This window comes from Micromonospora sp. KC213 (assembly GCF_004348325.1).
In the GTDB taxonomy this organism is placed as follows: Bacteria; Actinomycetota; Actinomycetes; order Mycobacteriales; family Micromonosporaceae; genus Micromonospora.
The window spans coordinates 13,141-34,494 of the sequence record NZ_SMKF01000024.1; the positions used below are offsets into that span (position 1 = coordinate 13,141).

The following is a 21,354-nucleotide window of genomic DNA, read 5'->3' on the forward strand; positions in this document are numbered from 1 at the left end:
CACCCGATCGAGGTGATCCGGACCCGCGCGGTGACTGCCAGGATGCGGCTATGGAGCGTAGGAGCACGGCCATCGCCGAACGACAGACCGAACGCGGCCTGCCACCCGGACAGCTCTTCATCGACGGTGGCTGGCGCGACGCCGCCGAGGGAAGGCGACGAGACGTCATCGACCCGGCCAACAATCAGGTCGTCACCACGGTGGCGGAGGCGGGTGAGCAGGATGTCGACGCCGCGGTCGACGCGGCCCGGCGCGCGTACGACGAAGGGCCCTGGCCCCGGATGAGCGGTCGGGAACGCGGCGCCCTGCTGCTCAGGGTGGCCGCCCTGCTGGAGGAGCACCGGGATGAGTTCGCGCGGCTGGAGAGCCTGCACACGGGCAAGCCCCTGATGATCGCCCAGACCGTCGATCTTCGCGACACCATCGACCACTTCACCTACTACGGCGGCCTGGCCGACCAGATCGAGGGCGCGACGCGCAGCATCCGGACCCCCGGGTTCGCCTACACGCTGAAGGAACCGCTGGGCGTCGTCGGGGCGATCACGCCGTACAACTTCCCGCTGATCCTGTCCACCACGAAGATCGCACCAGCTCTGGCCGCGGGCAACACGGTGGTGCACAAACCAGCCGCCGAGTGCCCGCTGACCGCGCTGCGGCTGGCGCAACTGTGCACCGAGGCCGGCCTGCCCGCCGGGGTGCTCAACGTGGTGACCGGCGGAAAGGACGCCGGAGCCGCCCTGAGCCGGCACCCCGGCGTCGACAAGATCGCCTTCACCGGGTCGACGCGGGTGGGTGCCAGCATCGCGGCGGCGGCCGCGGCTACGGTCACCCCCACCACGATGGAGCTCGGCGGCAAGGCGGCCCACATCATCTTCGACGACGCCGACATCGCCGCCGCCGTCGACGCCGTGGTGCCCGGCTTCGTGTTCAACTCCGGCCAGTTCTGCATGGCCGGCTCCCGCCTGCTCGTCCAACGCTCGTGTTACGACAGCGTGCTCGCCAGGCTCCGCGACGCGGTGGCGCGGGTTCCGGTCGGCGATCCGTGCGACCCCCACACCATCGTCGGGCCGCTGGCCACGAGGCAGCGCCTGGAGAGCGTGGAACACTACCTCGCCCTCGGCGAAGGCCGGATCGTCATCGGCGGCCACCGCATCGACCGCAACGGCGGCCACTACTTCGCCCCGACCGTGGTGGCCGACGTACCCCACGACGCTCGCATCGTCCAGGAGGAGGTCTTCGGCCCGGTGCTGACCGTCCAACCGTTCGACACCGAGGACGAGGCGGTCCGGCTCGCCAACGGGACGCGGTACGGGCTCGCCGCGGGCCTGCACACCCGGGACGTTGCCCGTGCCCACCGGATCGCCGGCCGGCTACGCTCCGGCATCGTCTGGATCAATTCCTGGGCGGTGCTGGACTCCGCCCTGCCCTTCGGCGGGTACAAGCAGTCCGGGTACGGCCGGGAGCACGGCCCGGAGGCACTGGACAACTACCTGCAGGTCAAGTCGGTCTTCGTACCCACCTCCGCTGACGGGCACTGAACCCCGGATGCGACAACGCCCGGCCGGTCCTCGCGGACCTGCCGGGCGTTGCGTTTCGTGAGCGGTGGCGGCGGGATTTGAACCCGCGGAGGGCGTAAACCCTCACACGCTTTCGAGGCGTGCTCCTTAGGCCACTCGGACACGCCACCGCCGAGTAGGCTACATGACCCAGGGTGCGGGTGCCGAACCGGTGTCGCCGAGGCCGGCCTGGCAGGATCTTCACCATGAGTACGCACATCGGCGCGAAGCCGGGAGAGATCGCCGAGCGGGTCCTGATGCCGGGCGACCCGCTGCGGGCCAAGTGGATCGCGGAGACCTACCTCGAGGACGCCACGTGCTACTCGACGGTGCGGGGGATGCTGGGCTTCACCGGCCGGTGGAACGGCGTGCCGGTGTCGGTCCAGGGTTCCGGCATGGGCATGCCGTCGGCCTCCATCTACGCGCACGAGCTGATCAACGAGTACGGCGTGAAGACGCTGATCCGGGTCGGCTCCTGTGGCGCCCTCGCCGAGAATCTCCGGTTGCGTGACGTGGTCGCGGCGATCGGCTCGTCCACCGACTCGAACATGAACCGGGTACGGTTCGACGGCCTGGTCGACTACGCCCCGGTGGCCGACTTCGGGCTGCTGCGTACCTCGGTCGACGTGGCGCAGCGGCGGGGGATCACGATGCGGGTCGGTTCGGTCCTGGCGGCGGACGCCTTCTACACGGACCGGCCGGATCTCTACGACACCCTCGCCGACTACGGCGTGCTGGCCGTCGAGATGGAGTCCGCGGCGCTCTACACGATCGCGGCCCGGTTCCGGGCGCGGGCGTTGACCATCCTGACCGTCAGCGACCACATCAAGACCGGTGAGAAGACCACGTCGCAGGAGCGCGAGCAGACCTTCGGCCAGATGGTCGAGATCGCGCTGGACACGGTCATCGCCTGAACGACCACCACGCCGCCCCACCGTCGCATGGGACGGTGGGGCGGCTGCGTTGTGGGGTGACGACGCTCACCCCACAAAACTATACGACCGGTCGTGCTTATTTATTAGCCTCTGCCCATGACAGTCGACGGACGCCTCGCGCGGGGCGATCGGGCCCGCAGCGCCGCGCTGGACGCCGCCGTGGTGCTGGCCACCGAGGTGGGGCTGGACGGGCTCTCCCTGGCCCGCCTCGCCGACACCCTCGGCGTCAGCAAGTCCGGCCTCTTCGCGCACTGGCGGTCCAAGGAGGCACTCCAGCTCGCCACCGTCGACCGGGCCGTCGAGCAGTGGCAGGAGCGGATCGTCGGACCGGGCCTGCACGCCCCGGCCGGCGTACGGCGGCTGTGGGCGCTGCACCAGGCCCGGATCGACTTCTACGCCGCCCACGTGCTTCCCGGCGGCTGCTTCTTCGCCAGCACGGACTTCGAGTACAACGCCCGCCCCGGCCCGGTCCGGGACCGGCTCGCCGAGGTCTTCGCCCGGTGGGCCACATTCCTCGAACGGCTCGTGCGGGAGGCTGTGGACGCCGCCGAACTTCCCGCCGACACCGACGTGCCGCTGTTGGCCTACGAGATCGACGCGCTGGGGATCGCCGCCGCGATGCGCTCACGGCTGGTGGACCCGGATGCCGCCTACCGGCACGCCCGCCAGGGTCTGCTGAACCGTCTCCGGGCACTGTGCCCGGATCCCACCCTGCTACCGGAAGGTCTCTCGTGACCCACACCGCCATCGACCCGCGCGCCGACTCGTTCGGTCACGTCGAGCACGTCACCGTGCACTTCGACGACCTCGACGCCGTCGGCATCCTGCACAACGCCCGGTACGCGGTGCTGCTGGAACGCGCGCTGACCCCGTACTGGGCCGCCCGAGGGATCTCCTTCCAGCGCGGATCGACCAGCGCCCCCGACGTGTTCCACGCGGTCCGCGAGTTCGCCATCACCTTCCGGGCCCCGATCACGGGGATCGGGCCGGTGGCGGTGCACTTCTGGCTCGACCACTTCGGCACCAGCAGTGCCGAGTACGGCTTCCAGTTCCGTTCGGCGGACGGCCGCACGGTGCACGCCGAGGGTCGGCGGGCGATCGTCCGGCTCGATCCGGCGACCCTGCGGCCCACCGCGTGGACCGACGCCGCCCGCGCGGTCGCCGCGACCCTGCTGCGTCCCGCCACGACCCCGGCCTGAGCGTCGCCGATCGGTCGTCCCGGGCGGGAAGGCCGGCGCGGGAAGGCAGGCGCGCGCGGTCAGCGGAAGAAGGCGCGCAGGATGGCGGCGTTCTCGGCTTCCAGGATGCCGCCATGGACCTCCGGGCGGTGATTGAGCCGGCGGTCGCGCAGCACGTCCCAGAGCGAGCCGGCGGCGCCCGTCTTGGGCTCCCAGGCACCGAAGACCACCGTGGAAACCCGGGCCAGCACCAGGGCACCCGCGCACATCGTGCACGGTTCCAGGGTCACCACCAGGGTGCAGCCGTCCAACCGCCACCGACCCAACCGCCCGGCGGCCCGGCGTAGCGCCAGCACCTCGGCGTGCGCGGTCGGGTCTCCGGTCAGCTCCCGCTCGTTGCGCCCGACGGCGATTTCGGTGCCGTCCGGGCCGTAGACCACCGCCCCCACCGGCACGTCGTCGGCGGGCGTGCCACCCGCCGACGGGGCGGCATGCCCAGCGCCCGGCTCCGGGCCGGTGACCGCGATCTCCAGCGCCCGGCGCATCCACAGCTCGTGCCGCTGCCGGCGGCCCGCCCCGCCCGGCTCGGCCAGCCCCTCGTGGGCACCGGGGCCGACCCGGCGGACCGCGCCCGGGGTCGGCTGTCCGGGGCGTACGGTCTCCAGGGCCGGATCGGTGGCGTCGGCCGGCTCGGCGGCGCCGGCCAGCGGCGACCCGCCGCCGGGCAGCGCCGGCCCGTCCGAGGCGGACGACTCAGACCTCACGCAGTTCCTCGACCGCGTCGACGCAGCCCAGCACCAGGCACACCTCGGCGGTGACGTCGGCCGGGAGCATCCCCTCGTGGGCGCAGAGCCGTAGCAGCTTCTGGGCGGGGATGCCCAGGTCGGCGAGGATGTCGGCGTCACCGACCGGATCGGCTTCCGGGTCCACCGCGGGCTGTTCGCTCTCCTCGCCGCCGCCGGCGGCCGGCCGGGGCTCGTCGACCTCCTCCAGGCCGGTGACCGAGGTCTTGAGGTCACCGACGAGCAGCGCGCCCAGCCGGGACTCCTCGGCGTACGCGGAGTCGGAGCCGAAGATCCGCAGGTCCTCGCCCTCGTCGAGGCGCAGAATCACCAGATACGTGTCGTCGGCCTCGACGAAGAGCAGGGAGAGGTCGGCGTCCGGCTCGACGTCGCGCAGCCGCTCGGCGACCTCGTCGACGTCCGTGGCACCCCGTAGGTTGACCTCGGAGGCGGTCCAGCCGCCGTCGACGCGCACCACGGCGGCAGCGAAGTACGACACGGTTCCCCCAATGACCTCGGCACAGCTCGCCGACTCGTTACGCGTGCACGTTAACCGGTCGGGTCGGCAGGCGACCGGTCAACGCCCCGAAGGGCCGGCCATTCCTGCGAAAGTCGGCTCAGCCGGCGACGCGGCGCCGGGTGGCAATCAGCTGCCGCAGCCGTTCTGTCCGCTCCCGCTGCGGCCGCTCCCGCTGTCGTACCGCGCGGGCTCCCGCCAACTCGGCGAGAATCTGCAGGCGGCGACGGCTACGCTCAGGGTCGAGCCGCGGGGTGGTCCAGGCCATACCGGAAAGCGTCCCCAGTCACAGCCGGTACGTCAAGATGGTGTTCGAAACGCGGTTGATCACCTACTGTCCGTCACCACAGCGGCCAGTCGGAACTGGTGGCCCAGCGCGTGACGACGACCGCGAACGCGATGCTCCAGCCACCCGCGGTGACGATCGCCACGCCGGTGGCCACGCCCCGGTCGCCGTACCGGGCCAGCACCAGCGCGGCGGCCCAGCCGAGCCCGCCGGCGACCACCGTCCACCACGCGTACCCGGGCACGTCCCGACCGAGCAGGCCGAAGAGCAGCAGCCAGGCGGCGGTGAGAGCGGCACCGGCGGCGACCCCGCCGCCGGTCACCGGGTGCAGTTCACGCCAGATCGGCCGGCGCGGCGGCCCGGAGGGAAACAGCCCCGAGGGGGTACGGGCCAGGAACCGGCCGGCCGCCGGCTCGACCGGGTACGCGGGCTGACCGTCGTCCACCGTCACTGCTCCCGTCCGCGGGCCCCGGATCAGTCTCGGGGCACCGTCCCACGGTAGCGGTCTGTCAGGATGACCGGATGTCGTCGCCACCGTCCGGCCCTCGTCGCGTGCGTCCGGCGTACCCGGTCCTGCTGCTGCTCGCCTTGGCGCTGCTCGCCGGTTGCGCGAGTGAGCGACCGGTCCCGCCGCCGGGCGCGGTGTGGGACGCGCCGAGTGTGACGACGACGGCCGGGCAGCCGGTCCCGTCGGCGACGCGCCCGGCGGTGGGGTCCGCCTCGCCCGCGCCGGCCCGGGAGCCGGCGCGGCGGGTCTTCCCGGTACGGGCGGCGAAGGTGGCCTACCACCCGACCCACGCGACGTACCCGGGCACGGACATCTTCGCCGACTGCGGGGAGCCGGTGGTGGCGGTGACCGACGGGACGATCCTGGAGGTGAGCCGGGCCGACCGGTTCGACCGGCGAGGGCCGCGCGGGCCGCACAACGGCGGCCTGTCGGTCTCGCTGCTCGGCGACGACGGGGTGCGCTACTACGGTTCGCACCTGAGCGCGATCAGCGGGGGTGTGGACGCGGGGGCGCGGGTGCGGGCCGGTCAGCAGCTCGGCACGGTGGGTAGGACCGGCAACGCGAACAACATCTGCCACCTGCACTTCGGCCTGTCGCCGAAGTGCACCGGCCACGACGACTGGTGGATCCGGCGCGGCGTGGTCTGGCCGGCGAAGTACCTGGACTCGTGGCGCGCGGGTGGCAACCGGTCGCCGGTGGCCGAGGTGACCGCCTGGGAGCGCGAACATGGCTGCCCGGGGGCACCGGGTATCAACTGAGGGCGGGGCGCGGCGGATCGCGCCATCTGCCCGACGCATTGACGGAAGTCGCAGGCTGGATTAACGTCCGCGTCACAGAGAGCGCTCTCTCAGCTAACAAACATCCTCATACACCGACGAAACAATGCCAACCGTCCCGTCGGTTCCGTGTGCTGGAGGCACCATGACACCTCCCGTCCCACACCGCCGGGCCCTCTGGGCCCTCGCCACCACCACCGCCCTCGCCATCCTCACCGGCGGCCTCACTGCCACCGCCACCACCGCCGAAGCCGCCGCCGTCGGCGCGGGCAGCTACACCACCGACCGGGTCGGGCCGCTGCCGGCCGGCTGCGGCGACCTGTCCACCAACCCGCGACGGTTCGCCACCGCCCACGCCCCGGCCGGGCCGATCCCCACCAACGACTGGTGGTCGTCGCTGCTGTGGAAGAAGACCAACTGCGCGTACAGCGAGCCGCTGCACGCGCACCCGCTGTCATACCGGACCTTCGGCGACGGGCTCGGCTTCTCGGCCACCTCTACCCCCACCGTCACCGGCACCGCCACCGGCGGCGGCGAGTACCGGTACGCGTACGCCGAGGACTTCCGCGTCGGGGTGGCCGGGCTCGGCGCCCCCGTCGTCGAGGTCGACGACTGGACCGACTGGACGGTCAGCCCGTACTGGAGCGACGGCACCCGCACCATGCGCGCCACCATCGGACACGGCCTGCCGTTCACCTACTTCCAGACCAGCGGCGGGCAGGCCACCATCAACCCGACCGCCGGCACCCCCACGATCTGGTCACAGAGCGGACCCACCATCGGGTTCCGCGTCAACGGCCACGACTACGTCGCCTACGCCCCGACCGGCGCCACCTGGACCGTCACGGGGGGACGGATCACCTCCACCCTGGCCGGCAAGGGCTACTTCTCGATCGCCCTACTGCCCACCACGGCGAACACAGACACGCGGGCCACCCTGGCCACCAGCTACGGCCGGTACGCCCACGCCCACGTCACCGGCACCCGGGTCTCCTACTCGTACGATCAGGCCCGCAGCCGGGTCACCACGACGTACTCCCTCACCACCACCCGCAAGGAGGGTGCCGCCGCGCAGACCGTGGTGGGCCTCTACCCGCACCAGTGGAAGGCGCTGACCGGGGCCACCCCGCTCGGACAGAGCTACCCGTCGCCGCGGGGCCGGATGAAGATCCTCACCGGCGTGACCGAGTTCCGTACCTCGATGGCGTTCCACGGGGTGCTGCCGGAGCTGCCCGCCGTCGGCACCGGCACCGGGGCCGACCTGGCCCGGCTCCGGGAACAGCTCGCGACCGTGCGGGGCAACCCGATGGACGCCCGCGGCGCCGACACCTACTGGACCGGCAAGGGCCTCGGCCGGGCCGCCCGGATCGCCGAGATCGCCGACCTGGTCGGTGACACGCAGACCCGTACCGCCGCGCTGAACGCGATCCGCGGCACCCTCAGCGACTGGTTCACCGCGACACCGGGCAAGACCTCCCGGGTCTTCTACTACGACCGCGACTGGGGAACCCTGATCGGCTACCCGGCCTCGTACGGCTCCGACCAGGAGCTCAACGACCACCACTTCCACTACGGATACTTCATCGCGGCCGCCGCCACCCTGGCCAAGTTCGACCCCGCCTGGGCGTCCCCCGCCCAGTACGGCGGCATGGTCGACCTGTTGATCCGGGACGCCAACAACTACCGCCGCACCGACGCCCGCTTTCCCTACCTGCGCGACTTCGACATCTACGCCGGGCACGACTGGGCCTCCGGGCACGGCTCGTTCCACGCCGGCAACAACCAGGAATCCTCGTCGGAGGGGATGAACTTCGCCAGCGCCCTGATCCAGTGGGGACAGGCGACCGGTGACACCGCCGTACGCGACGCCGGCGTCTTCCTGTACACCACCCAGGCGGCGGCGATCCGGGAGTACTGGTTCGACGCCGACGACGAGAACTTCCCGGCGACGTTCGGACACGCCACGGTCGGCATGGTCTGGGGCGACGGCGCCGCGTACGCCACCTGGTTCAGCGCCGAGCCGGAGATGATCCAGGGCATCAACATGCTCCCCGTCACCGGCGGACACCTGTACCTGGGCCACGACCCGGCGTACAACCGGACCAACCACGCCGAGCTGGTGCGCAACAACGGCGGCCCGCCAACCGTCTGGCAGGACATCCACTGGCAGTTCCTGGCCCTCGGCGACCCGGACGCGGCACTGGCCGACCTGCGCGCCAATCCCGGATACACCCCGGAGGAGGGCGAGAGCCGGGCCCACACGTGGCACTGGATCCGCAACCTGGCCGCGCTGGGCCAGGTCGACACCCGCGTCACCGCCGACCACCCACTGGCGGCGGTCTTCACCCGCGACGGCGCCCGCACCTACGTGGCGAGCAACATCACCGCCGCGCCGCTGACGGTCACCTTCTCCGACGGCACCCGCCTGACGGTCGCCGCCGGTATCACGGCCACCACCGGGGCTCACACCTGGAGCGGCGGCGGTGCCAACGGTGGCGTCGCCCCGAGCCCGACCAGCCCGTCGCCGACCCCGACCGGCAGCACCCCGCCGAGCGCCTCGCCCACGCGCCACCTGCTGCCCGGCGGCGGGCTGGGGGCGGCCGGCATCCGGTCGACCGCCACGGTGGCCGGCACCGGCGGCGCCAACCACGACGGCACGCCCCACAACCCGCTGGTCTTCACCTCGACCGGGCTGACCATGGCGTACACCGGTGGGCAGACCGCGTTCGACCTGTTCCTGGACGCCGGCCCGGCGGTGGGCAACGGGGTGCAGGCCCGCATCTCCTACGACCTGACCGGCGACGGCACCGTCGACCGGGTGGAGACGTACCGTTACTTCGCCACCGACCCGCTGCCCGGCTACGAGCACTACACCCAGAGCGCCGGCCTGCTCAGCTCCACCGGCTCGCCGGGCAACCTGTCGAACGGCACGGTCAAGCTAGAGGTCTGGTCCGCCATCGGCGCCAACCCGACCACCCTGGGCATCGGCGACCAGTCGCTCGTGCGGCTCCCGTACGCCTGATCCCGGACGCGCCATGACCGGCTCGCGCCGCCGGCCGCACCCCGGCCGGCGGCGCGGGCGCGTAGGTTGCAGGTCATGACCGCGCGGGACCCTGTCGCCGACCTTCGCCGGATCGCCTTCCTGCTGGAGCGGGCCAACGAGGCCACCTACCGGGTGCGGGCCTTCCGGTCGGCGGCGAACACGCTGGCCGGGCTGCCGGCGAAGGAGGTGGTCGAACGGGCCCGCACCGGCAAGCTGACCGAACTGGCCGGGGTCGGCGACGTGACGGCCCGATGTGTGGTCGAGTCGCTGGCCGGGGAGGAGCCGGTCTACCTGCGACGGCTGGTCGCCACCGAGGGCGCCGACCTGGACGCGGCGGCGACCGCGTTGCGGGAAGCGCTGCGCGGCGACTGCCACACCCACTCCGACTGGTCCGACGGCGGTTCACCGATCGGGGAGATGGCGCTCGCCGCCGTGGAGCTGGGCCACGAGTACCTGGTGCTGACCGACCACTCGCCCCGGCTGAAGGTGGCCCGAGGGCTCACCGCCGACCGGCTGCGCCGGCAACTCGACCAGGTGGCGGCGATCAACGAGGCGTTGCCGAGGGGCTTCCGCATCCTGACCGGCATCGAGGTGGACATCCTCGCCGACGGTTCGCTGGACCAGGACGAGGAACTGCTGGCCCGACTGGACGTGGTGGTCGGCTCGGTGCACAGCGGCCTGAACGACGACCGGGCGAAGATGACCCGCCGGATGCTGACCGCGGTCGCCAACCCCCACCTGGACATCCTCGGGCACTGCACGGGCCGGATGGTGGCGTCCCGCCCGGCCGGGGTGAAGGGGCCGGGCGACCGGGCGCACCGGCCGCGTACCCGGGCCGAGAGCGACTTCGACGCGGACGCCGTCTTCGCCGCCTGCGCGGAGCACGGCGTGGCTGTCGAGATCAACTCCCGGCCGGAACGGCAGGACCCGCCGAAGCGGCTGATCCGACGCGCGCTGGAGGCGGGCTGCCGGTTCGCCATCAACACCGACGCGCACGCCCCCGGCCAGCTCGACTGGCAGCGGTTCGGCTGCGAACGGGCGGCGCTGTGTGGCGTGCCCGCCGACCGGGTGGTCAACACCTGGAAGGCCGACCGCCTGGTCAGGTGGGCGCGTACCCGGCGGTGACCAGCCGGCTCCCGACGGGTCAGCGGCGGACGGACCCGACCCCGGCCGGCTCGGTGGTCGCCGGTTCGGTGGCGGTGGCCGGCACCCGCGAGGGACGCGGGCCGAGCAGACCCTGCGTCACCGCGACGCCGAGCAGCACCACCAGCGCGCCGACCGGCTGGTGCCAGGTGAGCCGCTCGTCGAGCACCAGCGTGCCGACCAGCACCGCGAAGACCGGAATCCCGTACGTGACGGTGGAGGCCGTGCTCGCGCCCGCGACCCGGATGTTGTGCATGTTGATCACGAAGGCCAGGCCGGTGCCGAGCGCGCCGAGGGCGGCCACGCTCGCCACCACCCGCCACGACAGGCCGGTGGGTGCCGGCGGCGCCCCGGCCACCAGCGGACCCACCACCGCGAGCTGCGCGGTCGCCACGAGCAGTTGCGCCGTCGACACCGACAGACCGGAGTACGCGGTGCCGCCGAGGAACTTCTTCAGGTACGGGATGACGAAGCCGTAGCAGACCGCCGCTCCGAAGCACATGAGCTGGCCGACGAAGTGCGCCCCGCCGACACCCTGCCAGACGCCGAGCACCACCAGCACGCCGACGAAGCCCAGCCCGAGCCCGACGGCCCGGCGGGCGGTGAGCCGCTCGGTACGGAAGACCAGCACCGCCAGCGGCAGCACGATCAGCGGGGTGGTGGCGTTCCAGATGCCGGCGAGCATCGACTCGACCCGCTGCTCGCCGTAGCCGAACAGGGTGAACGGGATGGACACGCCGAACGCGGCGGCCACCGTCAGGTGCGCCCAGACCCGAGGCTCCCGGGGCAGCCGGTCACGCAGCACGGCGAGCACCACCAGCAGGGTGGCCGCACCGGTGGCCACCCGGTAGAGGGTGAGGTGCAGCGGGTGCAACTCCTCGACGCCGATCTTGATGAACAGGAAGCTGGAACCCCAGATCGCCGCGAGCGCGACGAAGCCCGGCAGCCAGCTGCGCAGCGGTGGCCTGTCAGGAGTGATTTCGCCAGTCACCCCTGACACTCTGCCGCAGGGGTACGACAAAGTCGCACCGATATCCGTACCCGGTGTGCGCCACCACACCCGCACCCGGGGCGGACGCGGTGACGCCGACTGGCCCTGAGCCGGGGAAGCAGGGTCGACACCCGAGCCGGTGGGTCACGTAGGGTCGCAGGGTGGGACGAATCGATGACCTCGCCAACCGCTACGTGGCCGACTGGGCCCCGCTGAGCCCGACCGGCGCCACCTACGTCGGCATCGCCGGCTACGACGACCAGCTCGACGACCTCTCCCCGGCCGGCTACGAGGCCCGTGTCGAGCTGACCCGACGCACGCTGGCCGACCTGGACGTGACGGAGCCGGACTCCGAGGCGGAGCGGACCGCGAAGGAGGCCATGCAGGAGCGGCTCGGCCTGGAGCTGGCCCGGTACGAGGCCGGGGAGGTGACCAGCGAGATCAGTGTGATCACCAGCGGGCTGCACGAGATCCGGATGGTCTTCGACCTGATGCCCACCGAGGGCGAGGCGGCCCAGGCCAACCTGGCCGCCCGGCTCAACCGGTTCGCCGCCACCCTGGAGGGTTACAAGACCACCCTGCGCGAGGCGGCCACCGCCGGGCGGGTCAGCTCGAAGGTGCAACTGTCCGAGGTGGCCAAGCAGTGTGACAGCTGGACGGACCCGGACGGCGACAACGTCTTCCACGGCCTGGTCGAGCGGCTCGGCGTCGACGGCACGCTCGGCGCGGAGCTGCGCCGGGGTGCGGCCGCCGCCACCGCCGCGACGGCGGAGTTCGGCCAGTTCCTCCGTACCGAGTTGGCCCCCCTCGGCCGCGACAAGCAGGCCGTCGGTCGGGACCGGTACGAGTTGGCCTCGCAGTACTTCCTCGGCGCCAAGGTCGACCTGGACGAGACGTACGCCTGGGGTTTCGCGGAGCTGGCCCGCCTGGAGGCGGACATGCGGACGGTGGCCGGACAGATCGTCCGGCCCGGCGCGACGGTCGACGAGGCGGTGGCGGCGCTGGACGCCGACCCGGCCCGCACCGTCCAGGGCAAGGAGGCGTTCCGGGACTGGATGCAGGCGCTGGCCGACCAGGCGATCAGCGCCCTACACGGCACCCACTTCGACATTCCGGAGCAGGTCCGGCGGATCGAGTGTTGCCTGGCACCGACCAGCGACGGCGGCATCTACTACACCGGCCCGAGCGAGGACTTCTCCCGCCCCGGCCGGATGTGGTGGGCGGTGCCGCCCGGTATCACCGACTTCTCCACCTGGCGGGAGGTGACCACCGTCTACCACGAGGGCGTTCCCGGTCATCACCTCCAGGTGGGGCAGACCGCCGTCCGCGCCGAACTGCTCAACCGCTGGCAGCGGCTGCTGTGCTGGGTGTCCGGCCACGGTGAGGGCTGGGCGTTGTACGCGGAGCGGCTGATGGACGAGCTGGGTTACCTGCAGGATCCGGGTGACAAGCTGGGCATGCTCGACGGACAGGCGCTGCGCGCCGCGCGGGTGATCGTCGACATCGGCATGCACCTAGAGCTGGAGATCCCGAAGGACAACCCGTTCGGCTTCCACCCGGGCGAACGGTGGACGCCGGAGCTGGGCTGGGAGTTCATGCGGGCGCACTGCCGGGTGCCGGACGAGAACCTGCGCTTCGAGCTGAACCGCTACCTGGGCTGGCCGGGGCAGGCGCCGTCGTACAAGGTGGGCGAGCGGATCTGGCTCCAGGCCCGGGAGGACGCGAAGGCCCGCAAGGGTGCCGACTTCGATCTCAAGGAGTTCCACCGGCAGGCGCTGGACCTCGGCGCGCTCGGGCTCGACCCGCTCCGCACGGCGCTGGCCCGCCTCTGAACTGTGGTGCCGGGGGCGGGCGGGACAACCCGCCCCCGGCGTTGTGGTGGTGGTGAGCGCGGTCAGGGCACGCTGAGCCGCAGCGACGGCGCGGCGGTCAGCGTGTCGCAGTCGACGAAGGCCAGCTCGATCACCGGCTCGGTGAAGCTGATCGGGATCGGCGAGGTGATCGGAATCCCGTCCGGGAAGGGCAGGTCCGGGGTCAGGGTGACCGGGATGCCGAGCAGTTTGCCGGAGAACCGGGCGGCGTAGAACGCCACGTCGCCCCGCACCGTCAGCCGGTTGGTCACGTACTGCTGGGAGCGGCCGGACGGCCCGTCCGCGACCAGTTTGAAGTCGTCGGTGACCGCCTCCGTCATGCTGAACTTCAACACCTTCACCGAGCCGTTGGCGGTCGGCAGGTCGACGATGCCGTCGAACCGCAGGCCGGTCATGGTGACCCTGGAACCGGTCAGTCTGGACGGCTTCGCGGCGACCTTCGGCTGTCCCGGGTCCGGGGCGAGGCGGGGCAGGAGCTTGCCGGCCTCCACCTTTCCGGGCCGGTCCCGCTTCGCCGGGGCGCAGCTCACGGCCCGGCGGGTCGGAGCGGCGCTGGGGGTGGCCGACGGGGTCGGGCCGAACGGCGCGCTCGCGGTCGGCTCGGTCCGGCTCCGGCCGCCGGTGAGGAAGTCCCCGACCCGGTCGAAGAATTCACCGATCGGGTTGGCGGTGTCCTCGGTGGACTCCGGTGACTGGCTGGGGCTGGCCGTCGGTGTCGCGGACGGCGTGCCGCCACGCGGGGACGCGGAGCTGGTGGCCGCCCGGCCGGGCTTCGCGCCGGGTCTGGCGCAGGAGGTCGCCGTCGGGGTGGCGGCGGCCGGCGCGGCCTGCACGGTCGACGGCCGGACCGCGACGAGCCCACCCACGGCGAGCCCGAGCACCACCAGCGCCGCCGTGAGCCGGCTTGGGTCGGGCGCACCGACGGACGGTTCGGCCGGCGCGGCGCCATGGCCGGCGGGGGCCGCGTCGCGGGGCAGCGACGTCGCCCCGGCCGGGGTCGCCGCCGGCTGCCCCGTCCCGGTGTACGGCGTTCCACCGAGCCGTCGTGACACCGACCCCTCGTCGGCCGGCATCAGGTCGTCGACCAGGCTCCGCTCCTCGGCGTACGGCTCGCCACCGACCTGCGACGCGGCCGGGCCGGTGCCGGTTTCTGCCTCGGGGTGCTCCCCGGCGCTCCGTCCTGAGGCCGAGCCGTTCGCCGCCGGCCGGCCCGGCATCCAGGCGAACCCCAGCGCGCTGCCGACCAGGCCGAGCAGCAGGCCGACGAAGAACCCCCCGAGGTTGAGGCCGATCAGCGAGTAGACCGTGGTGATCGCGGCCACGATCGAGTAGAAGGGCCGCTGCGCCGGGCTGAGCCAGAGCAGCAGTCCGCAAGTGAGCAGGATGGCCGGGATCAGCAGCGAGTAGAGGCCGGTCGACCCGCTGGAGAAGGTCAACCCGTTGAGCGTCATCTTGGTGGAGGCGAACATCTCCACCCCGGCCAGCACGGTGAGCAGGCCACCTGAGAAGGGCCGGCTCCGCCGCCAGCGGCGGAACCCGCGCCACGCCCGGCCGAAGCCCCCGGCGGGGGTGTGCTGCGGTTCGGCGGTTGTCACGTACTCCTCCTGGCGGAGCGGGGACGGGGGACGCGCCGGGTGGGGCCCGCGGCGGTCACCCGGCGCGGGTCACCGGTCACCTCAGAAGCACTCCTTGCCCTCGGCCTCGTCACCGACGTTGACCTTCAGTCGCAGGCCGGTCAGGTTGAAGGTGGCCGCCGTGGTGTAGCGGGACACCTGCCGCAGCCCGTGGATGGTGACCTTCTCGCTGCTCTGGCCGAAGGAGCCGGCCTGGGCCGTGGGGTTCAGGTCGCTGGCGTCCCGGCCGATCCTGATGTTCGTGAAGGAGGCGTTGCCCTCCAGGGTGTCCATCGCGATCATGAGGTTCTTCGCGGTGGCCGGCTCGTCGTCGCCGGCGTTGATGGTGAGCACCACGGGCAGGCCGGGCAGGTCGGCCCGGACCGACTGGCAGAGCTTGTAGAGCTCGGCGCTGTCGATCTCGGAGAGGGCGACGGGGTGGCTGGTGCCGTCCTTCTCCTTGACGATGCCGCCGTACTGCCGGAAGCCGTCGCCCTCCAACCGGTCGGCGCGGATCTTGAAGGTCTGACCGGAGACGGTGATGTCGGCGGCGATCGCGCCGGACTGCATGCCGAACAGGATGCTGCCGACGGCGGCGGCCGCGGGCACCATCATCGCGGCGAAACGCCGCCACCGGGTACGCCCCGGGTTGTCGATCCGATCCTGCACGGGTTCCTCCTGGTGAGGGCGTCTTCGCGAGGGGGCCGGGGGGAGGATGCCGGCCGGGCCGGAACATCTGTTACCGGCGGGTAATGAGGTGCCGCCTGATGGTGCACCCGGTGCGGCGTAGGTCACAAGACCCCACTTACGGTTCCGTAACCTGACGCGGAGGCCAGCGACCCGTCCAGGCACGGACAGCCATCGGCTGGAGCCGCCAATCCTCGCGGCTAACGGGACAAACAGGACACCTCTCGTCGACTTTCGTCACTTTCGGCAACGCGACATCGATATGTCACGATTGAATAACGAGCGCGCAGGGTGACGTCGGAACCGCTGTCCCGGCCGGCCGGGGCGGGCAACCTCGGGCGAGGTCGGGGGCATCCGGGCGACCCGGCCGGCGGACTGCCGGCGGCCCGGCGGGATGACCTAGGGTCTTCCCGTGAGCTTGAACGACGTGCGGCGCGACTGGACCAAGCTGGGCACCGAGGACCCACTCTGGGCCGTACTGGTCGAGCCTGGCAAACGGGGTGGCCGGTGGGACGTCGACGAGTTTCTGACCACCGGGCGCACCGACGTCGAGGACACGGTCGAGTGGCTACGCAGGAACGACCTGCCCACGCGGTGGGAACGGGCGCTCGACTTCGGCTGCGGAGCCGGGCGCCTGTCCCAGGCACTCGCTGTCCACGCCGACCACGTCGTCGGTGTGGACATCGCCCCCTCCATGATCGAGACCGCCCGCCGCCTCGACCGCACCGGCGGACGGATCGAGTTCGTCCTCAACGAGGCACCCGATCTGAGCCGCTTCCCCGACGGGCACTTCGACCTGGTCTACAGCGCCCTGGTCCTGCAGCACCTACCGCGCCCCGCGGTCGACCGCTACCTGGCCGAGTTCCTCCGCGTCCTCCGTCCGGGCGGGATCGCCGTGGTCGGGCTGCCAACCAGGCCGACCCGCACCCTCAGGGGCCTGATTTGGCGGTTTGCGCCATTCGGGCTCATCAGCTGGGCGCAGCGCCGCCTGCTGGACTACCCGGCTCCGATGCGGATGACTCCGGTACCCGACGCCGAGATGACGCGGCTGGTGGCCGCGCACGGCGGGGAGATCGTCGACCGACGCCCGGACCTGCCGTACACGAAGGACTGGCAGTGCACCCGGTACGCGCTGCGCCGCCGGTAGCCCACCCACTGCGCGAACGAACGTCGGGCCGGCCAACCTGAGGTCGACCGGCCCGACAGAACAGGCAGACTTCGCGCTAGGCGTCGGTGCGCTCCACGCGCCGGCCGCCCTGGGACGGCACCGCCGGCTCATCGACCGACTCGGTCGCTGCGCCCGAAGGGCTGTCGTCGGCCGGCCGGTCGTCGATGGCCGGCGCGGCGGCCTCGCCGCGACGGTTGCCCCGCACCACGATGAGGACGCCGAGCAGCACCATCAGCGCGCCCAGGACGGCGAGCACGATCGGCACGACGACGGTCAGCACGTTGATCTTCTGGCGCGCGTCCTTGGCCGCGTCGGCCTGCCGCCTCTGGGTCGCCTCGGTGAACGCCAGGGTGGCGTCAATGATCTTGAGCTGGTCAACGCCCGCCGGATCCCGCAGGGTCTGGAGCTGCTTCTCCTGACCCTTGACGATGACACCCGTCTCCGGCTCCACCCAGAGAGTACGGGTGTTGGCGTAGTAGCGACCGGCGGTGACGTTCGGTTCGGTCGACCCGACCAGCCTGCCCGGCACCTTGATCTCGCTGATCTGGACCGGCTCGACCGTCATCTCGAACTTGTAGACGGTCAGGCCCTGGAGTTTCTCGGTTCCCACGTACTTGATGGGGTACGGCTTCCGGACGGTGTTGTCGAAGTACTGGTACGTCTTCTTCTCCGTACCGAAGGGGAACGTGTACGTCAGGCCCTCGTGCTTGAACGCCGTGCCGTTGATGTTCTCGGCGCAGCAGGCGACCGCCTCACCGGTCCGGCGGTCGAGCGCCACCCGGTCCGTACTGAGCGTGATCGGCGCCTCGGCAGGGTCGGCGGCGGCGTCGTCCGTCACGGTGAGGCCCACGTCGAAGACCGCCCGCTCGGCGTTGCCGGCCTCGGTGTCACCGCGGACCGCGCGAGTCGCGGTGAGGTTCACGCCGGTCCGCTCGGAGAGGGTGGCGAAGTCGAAGACGGTGGCGTTCTCCGCCTTGGAGTGGGTGACCGACTTCTGGTTGAGCGGCACCTTCACGAGCGCCGGTGCGACGTACAGCGGCATCGCCAAGGCCCCGACGATCAGGAACGTGCCCGCCGCCACCAAGACGGCACCCGGCGCAGGTCGCATGGAGTTCCCCTTCTTACTGTCCAGTAGTCGGCTGACAGTACATGATGAGGGTTGATTTCGGATACGGTCCGGCGGGCTTCCTGAGCCGCACCGACGCCGACCGTGGGCGGCCGAGTGATCGCCGCATCTATCTGCTTGTCGAGGAACCGTGAGCGAACCTGTCAAACCAGCCCAGGGTGGCCGGCAAGCGGGCGCACCCGGCTGGTCACCAGCGCTCGAGGGGTTGCGGGCGGTGGCCGTGCTCGGCGTGCTCGTCCACCACGTTTCCTACCTGAGCGGTCTCACGACCGCACCGGGACACTTCGGTGGACTCCTGGCCCGACTCGACGTGGGAGTGACTCTTTTCTTCGCTCTGTCCGGCTTTCTCCTCTACCGACCATTCGCCGCCGCCACCATTGACGCTCGCCCCCAACCGCCCGTCGGCAGATATCTCTGGCATCGCGCCCTGCGCATTCTGCCCGGGTACTGGGCAATGGCAGTCGTCGCGCTGGTGTGGCTCAACATCGATTACCTGCACTCCGTCCGGGACTGGGCGATCCCGCTGCTCCTGGTGCACATCTACCAGCCGTTGCAGCTGCCCGTCGGCATGGAACAGACCTGGAGCCTCGCCACAGAGGCAGCCTTCTACCTCGCGTTACCCCTGTTCGCCGTCCTCGGCCGGCGGATGGGTGGCCGTACTCCCCGGGCCCGTGCCCGGCGGCAGCTCATCCTGGGCGTCCTGCTCATCATGGCCGGGCTGGTCTGGAACGTGTACGCCCACGGGCCGGGCGCGCCACTGCCGATGCTCGCGGTGCTGTGGCTTCCCGCGTACCTGGACTGGTTCGGCCTCGGCATGGTGCTCGCGGTGCTCGCGTCCTGGCCGGTCAGCGCGGCCGAAACACCCGTCCTCAGCGGGTTCTACCCGGGAGCGTCGCACAGTGAGCCGGACCCGTGGCTGGCGACGCCGCGAGGGCTGCGCGTCATCACCTTCGCTCCCGGTACGTCATGGCTCATCGCCGGCGTGCTGCTCTGGATCGCGAGTACCCCGATCGCCGGCCCCCGAGGCGTCGAAGCCGCCGGCACGGTGGAGTCGCTGACCGAACACCTGCTGTTCGCCATGGTGGTGTGGTTCGTGATCGCTCCCCTCGTCGGCCCACGGACAGGCCGGCTACCCCACATCCTTCTCGGCCACCCGGTGGTCCGCTTCCTCGGCCGGATCTCCTACGGCATCTTCCTGTGGCACCTGCTGGCGATCGAGGTCTGCCTCCGCCTGCTCGGTTTCACCCGGTTCAACAGCTCGTTCTGGGGCCTGCTGCTGCTCAGCCTGGCCCTCACCATCCCCGCCGCCGCCGCCAGCTACTACCTGATCGAGTGGCCGCTGCAGTGGCTGCGTCGGCACGTCGACGCCCGGACGCGACGCCCGGAAGCGGAACCCGAACCACCGTCCCGCCCGCTTGTTGACGCAGGCGAACCCACCCCGGTTCCCGCGCTCCAGGGCGCGGCGTCGACGCCACCGGGCCAGCCAGCCCTCTCGGCCGGTCTCGTAACGGCCCCGGACCCGGCGGTACCGCAGCACCAGGGCGGCCACGGCGACCAGTAACAGCCCGGTCGGGACCACCTCGAGCAGGTCGACCAGCATCTCGTCGCCGATCCGGGCCGACCACCACCGCTCGGTCGCGTGGCCCGTGAGGCCGAGGAGGGCCGGCAACCAGATCCACACCGGCGAGGGCACCCGGCGCGGGTGCAGCACGACGACCACCAGGGCACAACCCAGACCGACCGGCCCGCCGAGCAGCGCCGGAACGCCGACCGCGAGCAGCGGCGCGGTGGGCATGGTGTCCGGCACCACGGGGTACGTGGGCCGCTGGCGCCGGGCGGGAATTATCGCGGCGACGAGCAGCACCATGAGCAGACCGGCCGCGACCCGCAGGATCAGTTGGTACTGCTCGCCGGGCGCGAAGACCATCTCGACCCGTCCACCGGCACCGGCCGGCACCCGCCAGGCCTGCTTCCAGCCGTCGATGCGCGCTGGTTCCAGTCGAGCGCCGTCGAGTGTGGCCTGCCAGCCCGGGTTCGCGTTCTCCGGCACGACGAGGTAGCCGTCGTCGCCCGGCCCAACCTCGACGGTCCGGCGACGGTCCTGCCAGCCGGCGACACTCACCGACCGGACGTACGGCTCGTCGTCGGCTCGTCGTGGACCGCTGTCCAGAATCACGGTGTCGACGACGAACCTGTGCGGCGGAGCGGACACCTCGGTCGGTCCGGCCGCCAACCGCACCCGTTCCGCCGCGGAGCGGGATCCTGAGCCCTTGACGGCCCCGCACGAGCGGTACCGCAGGGGGCGCAGGTCGCGTAGGTCGCGGAGCGAACTGGCGGCCGTCGTCGCCACCGGCTTACCGTCGACGACGATGGTCGGCCCCGCGCCGCACGGCAGGGTGACCGGTCGGGCGAGGTCCCGTGGCTGGTTGGCCTCGGGTACGGCTCCGACGTCCACCCCGCTCAGTCCGACCGGCAGCGTCTGCGGTTCGAACAACGCGATCGACCGGTTCACCCGCGGCAGGGTCGAGGTCACGGAGACGAAGACGCTGCGTGTACGCAGCGCCTTGAACCGGACCATGCCGTCCGGACCCACCGTCGCCTGCCGGATGCCGTCGTCACCGGTGACCTGCACCGTCTTCGGTGGGGCCGCGACCAGAGTCGCCGGGAAGCGCAGGCGGATCCAGCTGACCTTCCGCCGATTCGCCCAACGCAACTCGATCGTGGGCTGGTGGTCCTCCGGATCCGCCCACCACGCGGTGCCGTCGTCACCGTCGCCCAGCGCGCGGGACGAGGCCACCGGATCGGAGAACCAGGTGCTGGACGTCGTGAAGCGGGGTCCGCCGACCATCTCGTCGTACCGCTGGAGAGCGGTGGCCGGCGTGGGACGGGCCAGACCGGTGATCCGGGCGGTCGACGCCGCCGGAAGCGTGAAGCGGCGCGGGTCGAGTCCCGGCTCCTCGCCCTGACGGATCAGGTCGGGGGCGCAGAGGTAGTGGTCGCCCGCGTACGTGCAGGCCGGGCGGTCGATCGCCCGGCGGGCGAGCACCACCATTGCCGGCGCCTCGGACCCGGCAGGTGTCTCCGGCAGGCGCAGGTACCGCTCCGGATCCAGGTACGGGATCCGCAGCTCACGGATGCCCACCCGGCGGCCCGGGACGTCTCGGTCGGCGACAC

Annotated in this window: 18 protein-coding genes and 1 tRNA gene; 10 read left to right on the top strand and 9 right to left on the bottom strand. The window is 71.9% G+C overall.

Translation table 11 applies throughout. The features are described from left to right. The first annotated feature begins 50 nt into the window (after nucleotides 1-50). The gene (locus E1166_RS08325; protein WP_132337243.1) at nucleotides 51-1,538 is read left to right on the top strand and encodes an aldehyde dehydrogenase family protein; all 1,488 of its coding nucleotides are present in this window, start codon (nucleotides 51-53) and stop codon (nucleotides 1,536-1,538) included. Between the two features lie 62 nt (nucleotides 1,539-1,600). On the opposite strand, the gene E1166_RS08330 is transcribed toward E1166_RS08325, so the two are convergent. Then, nucleotides 1,601-1,687: transfer RNA gene (locus tag E1166_RS08330), tRNA-Ser, on the bottom strand. 75 nt (nucleotides 1,688-1,762) lie between these two features. On the opposite strand from E1166_RS08330, the gene deoD reads away from it, so the two are divergent. The 3 genes from deoD (at nucleotide 1,763) to E1166_RS08345 (ending at nucleotide 3,690) form a co-directional block, all read left to right on the top strand. Continuing rightward, nucleotides 1,763-2,470 (top strand): purine-nucleoside phosphorylase, encoded by a 708-nt coding sequence (gene deoD / locus E1166_RS08335; protein WP_132337245.1) that lies wholly within the window; start codon nucleotides 1,763-1,765, stop codon nucleotides 2,468-2,470. A gap of 117 nt (nucleotides 2,471-2,587) precedes the next feature. Further along, on the top strand, nucleotides 2,588-3,226 hold the full coding sequence (locus E1166_RS08340; protein WP_132337247.1) for a TetR/AcrR family transcriptional regulator: 639 nt from the start codon (nucleotides 2,588-2,590) through the stop codon (nucleotides 3,224-3,226). Beyond that, nucleotides 3,223-3,690 (top strand): hotdog domain-containing protein, encoded by a 468-nt coding sequence (locus E1166_RS08345; RefSeq protein ID WP_132337249.1) that lies wholly within the window; start codon nucleotides 3,223-3,225, stop codon nucleotides 3,688-3,690. Before E1166_RS08340 ends, E1166_RS08345 begins: the two co-directional genes overlap by 4 nt. Nucleotides 3,691-3,749: 59 nt before the next feature. Here the strand turns inward: E1166_RS08345 and E1166_RS08350 are convergent, their stop codons facing one another. From E1166_RS08350 to E1166_RS08360, 4 genes are all read right to left on the bottom strand, one after another. Beyond that, nucleotides 3,750-4,214 (bottom strand): nucleoside deaminase, encoded by a 465-nt coding sequence (locus E1166_RS08350; protein WP_132337283.1) that lies wholly within the window; start codon nucleotides 4,212-4,214, stop codon nucleotides 3,750-3,752. 208 nt (nucleotides 4,215-4,422) lie between these two features. Further along, nucleotides 4,423-4,950, bottom strand: coding sequence for a tRNA adenosine deaminase-associated protein (locus tag E1166_RS08355; RefSeq protein ID WP_132337251.1), 528 nt, complete (start codon nucleotides 4,948-4,950; stop codon nucleotides 4,423-4,425). Between the two features lie 118 nt (nucleotides 4,951-5,068). Continuing rightward, complete coding sequence (locus tag E1166_RS30815) at nucleotides 5,069-5,236, bottom strand: hypothetical protein (RefSeq protein WP_165942613.1); 168 nt, start codon at nucleotides 5,234-5,236, stop codon at nucleotides 5,069-5,071. Between the two features lie 73 nt (nucleotides 5,237-5,309). Then, nucleotides 5,310-5,648 carry a hypothetical protein gene (locus E1166_RS08360; RefSeq protein ID WP_132337285.1) on the bottom strand — a complete coding sequence of 113 codons (339 nt, stop codon included), beginning with the start codon at nucleotides 5,646-5,648 and terminating at the stop codon, nucleotides 5,310-5,312. A 128-nt stretch (nucleotides 5,649-5,776) separates the two neighbouring features. Between E1166_RS08360 and E1166_RS08365 the strand changes: the two genes are divergently transcribed. The 3 genes from E1166_RS08365 (at nucleotide 5,777) to E1166_RS08375 (ending at nucleotide 10,706) form a co-directional block, all read left to right on the top strand. Further along, nucleotides 5,777-6,520, top strand: coding sequence for a M23 family metallopeptidase (locus E1166_RS08365; RefSeq protein WP_132337253.1), 744 nt, complete (start codon nucleotides 5,777-5,779; stop codon nucleotides 6,518-6,520). Between the two features lie 163 nt (nucleotides 6,521-6,683). Continuing rightward, nucleotides 6,684-9,560: a glycosyl hydrolase gene (locus E1166_RS08370; protein ID WP_132337255.1), complete on the top strand. Its 2,877-nt coding sequence runs from the start codon at nucleotides 6,684-6,686 to the stop codon at nucleotides 9,558-9,560. A 75-nt stretch (nucleotides 9,561-9,635) separates the two neighbouring features. Further along, nucleotides 9,636-10,706, top strand: a complete 1,071-nt coding sequence (locus tag E1166_RS08375; protein WP_132337257.1) for a PHP domain-containing protein — start codon at nucleotides 9,636-9,638, stop codon at nucleotides 10,704-10,706. 19 nt (nucleotides 10,707-10,725) lie between these two features. Here the strand turns inward: E1166_RS08375 and E1166_RS08380 are convergent, their stop codons facing one another. Then, a complete protein-coding gene (locus E1166_RS08380; RefSeq protein WP_207914098.1) occupies nucleotides 10,726-11,715 on the bottom strand; it encodes a DMT family transporter in 990 nt (329 codons plus the stop codon). A gap of 161 nt (nucleotides 11,716-11,876) precedes the next feature. Here E1166_RS08380 and E1166_RS08385 point away from each other — a divergent pair, with 161 nt between their 5' ends. After that, nucleotides 11,877-13,547 (top strand): DUF885 domain-containing protein, encoded by a 1,671-nt coding sequence (locus E1166_RS08385; protein ID WP_132337259.1) that lies wholly within the window; start codon nucleotides 11,877-11,879, stop codon nucleotides 13,545-13,547. Nucleotides 13,548-13,609: 62 nt separating this feature from the next. Here E1166_RS08385 and E1166_RS08390 read toward each other — a convergent pair whose 3' ends face one another. Both E1166_RS08390 and E1166_RS08395 read right to left on the bottom strand, forming a co-directional pair. Then, a complete protein-coding gene (locus E1166_RS08390) occupies nucleotides 13,610-15,181 on the bottom strand; it encodes a DUF6114 domain-containing protein (RefSeq protein WP_132337261.1) in 1,572 nt (523 codons plus the stop codon). 81 nt (nucleotides 15,182-15,262) lie between these two features. After that, on the bottom strand, nucleotides 15,263-15,868 hold the full coding sequence (locus tag E1166_RS08395) for a DUF6230 family protein (protein ID WP_132337263.1): 606 nt from the start codon (nucleotides 15,866-15,868) through the stop codon (nucleotides 15,263-15,265). Between the two features lie 430 nt (nucleotides 15,869-16,298). On the opposite strand from E1166_RS08395, the gene E1166_RS08400 reads away from it, so the two are divergent. Next, nucleotides 16,299-17,033: a class I SAM-dependent methyltransferase gene (locus E1166_RS08400; RefSeq protein WP_132337265.1), complete on the top strand. Its 735-nt coding sequence runs from the start codon at nucleotides 16,299-16,301 to the stop codon at nucleotides 17,031-17,033. Between the two features lie 76 nt (nucleotides 17,034-17,109). Here the strand turns inward: E1166_RS08400 and E1166_RS08405 are convergent, their stop codons facing one another. Then, entirely contained in the window at nucleotides 17,110-18,162 is a 1,053-nt protein-coding gene (locus tag E1166_RS08405; protein ID WP_132337267.1) for a DUF3068 domain-containing protein, read from the bottom strand. A gap of 148 nt (nucleotides 18,163-18,310) precedes the next feature. Between E1166_RS08405 and E1166_RS31870 the strand changes: the two genes are divergently transcribed. Beyond that, entirely contained in the window at nucleotides 18,311-19,741 is a 1,431-nt protein-coding gene (locus E1166_RS31870) for an acyltransferase (protein WP_132337269.1), read from the top strand. Nucleotides 19,742-21,354: the final 1,613 nt, after the last annotated feature.

What these genes read in the sequence shown, in the direction of transcription:
- E1166_RS08405 (WP_132337267.1), bottom strand. Translation starts at nt 18,162, where the DNA reads ATGCGACCTGCGCCGGGTGCCGTCTTGGTGGCGGCGGGCACGTTCCTG.
- E1166_RS08365 (WP_132337253.1), top strand. Translation starts at nt 5,777, where the DNA reads ATGTCGTCGCCACCGTCCGGCCCTCGTCGCGTGCGTCCGGCGTACCCG.
- E1166_RS08340 (WP_132337247.1), top strand. Translation starts at nt 2,588, where the DNA reads ATGACAGTCGACGGACGCCTCGCGCGGGGCGATCGGGCCCGCAGCGCC.
- E1166_RS08370 (WP_132337255.1), top strand. Translation starts at nt 6,684, where the DNA reads ATGACACCTCCCGTCCCACACCGCCGGGCCCTCTGGGCCCTCGCCACC.
- E1166_RS30815 (WP_165942613.1), bottom strand. Translation starts at nt 5,236, where the DNA reads ATGGCCTGGACCACCCCGCGGCTCGACCCTGAGCGTAGCCGTCGCCGC.
- E1166_RS08375 (WP_132337257.1), top strand. Translation starts at nt 9,636, where the DNA reads ATGACCGCGCGGGACCCTGTCGCCGACCTTCGCCGGATCGCCTTCCTG.
- deoD (WP_132337245.1), top strand. Translation starts at nt 1,763, where the DNA reads ATGAGTACGCACATCGGCGCGAAGCCGGGAGAGATCGCCGAGCGGGTC.
- E1166_RS08350 (WP_132337283.1), bottom strand. Translation starts at nt 4,214, where the DNA reads ATGCGCCGGGCGCTGGAGATCGCGGTCACCGGCCCGGAGCCGGGCGCT.
- E1166_RS08325 (WP_132337243.1), top strand. Translation starts at nt 51, where the DNA reads ATGGAGCGTAGGAGCACGGCCATCGCCGAACGACAGACCGAACGCGGC.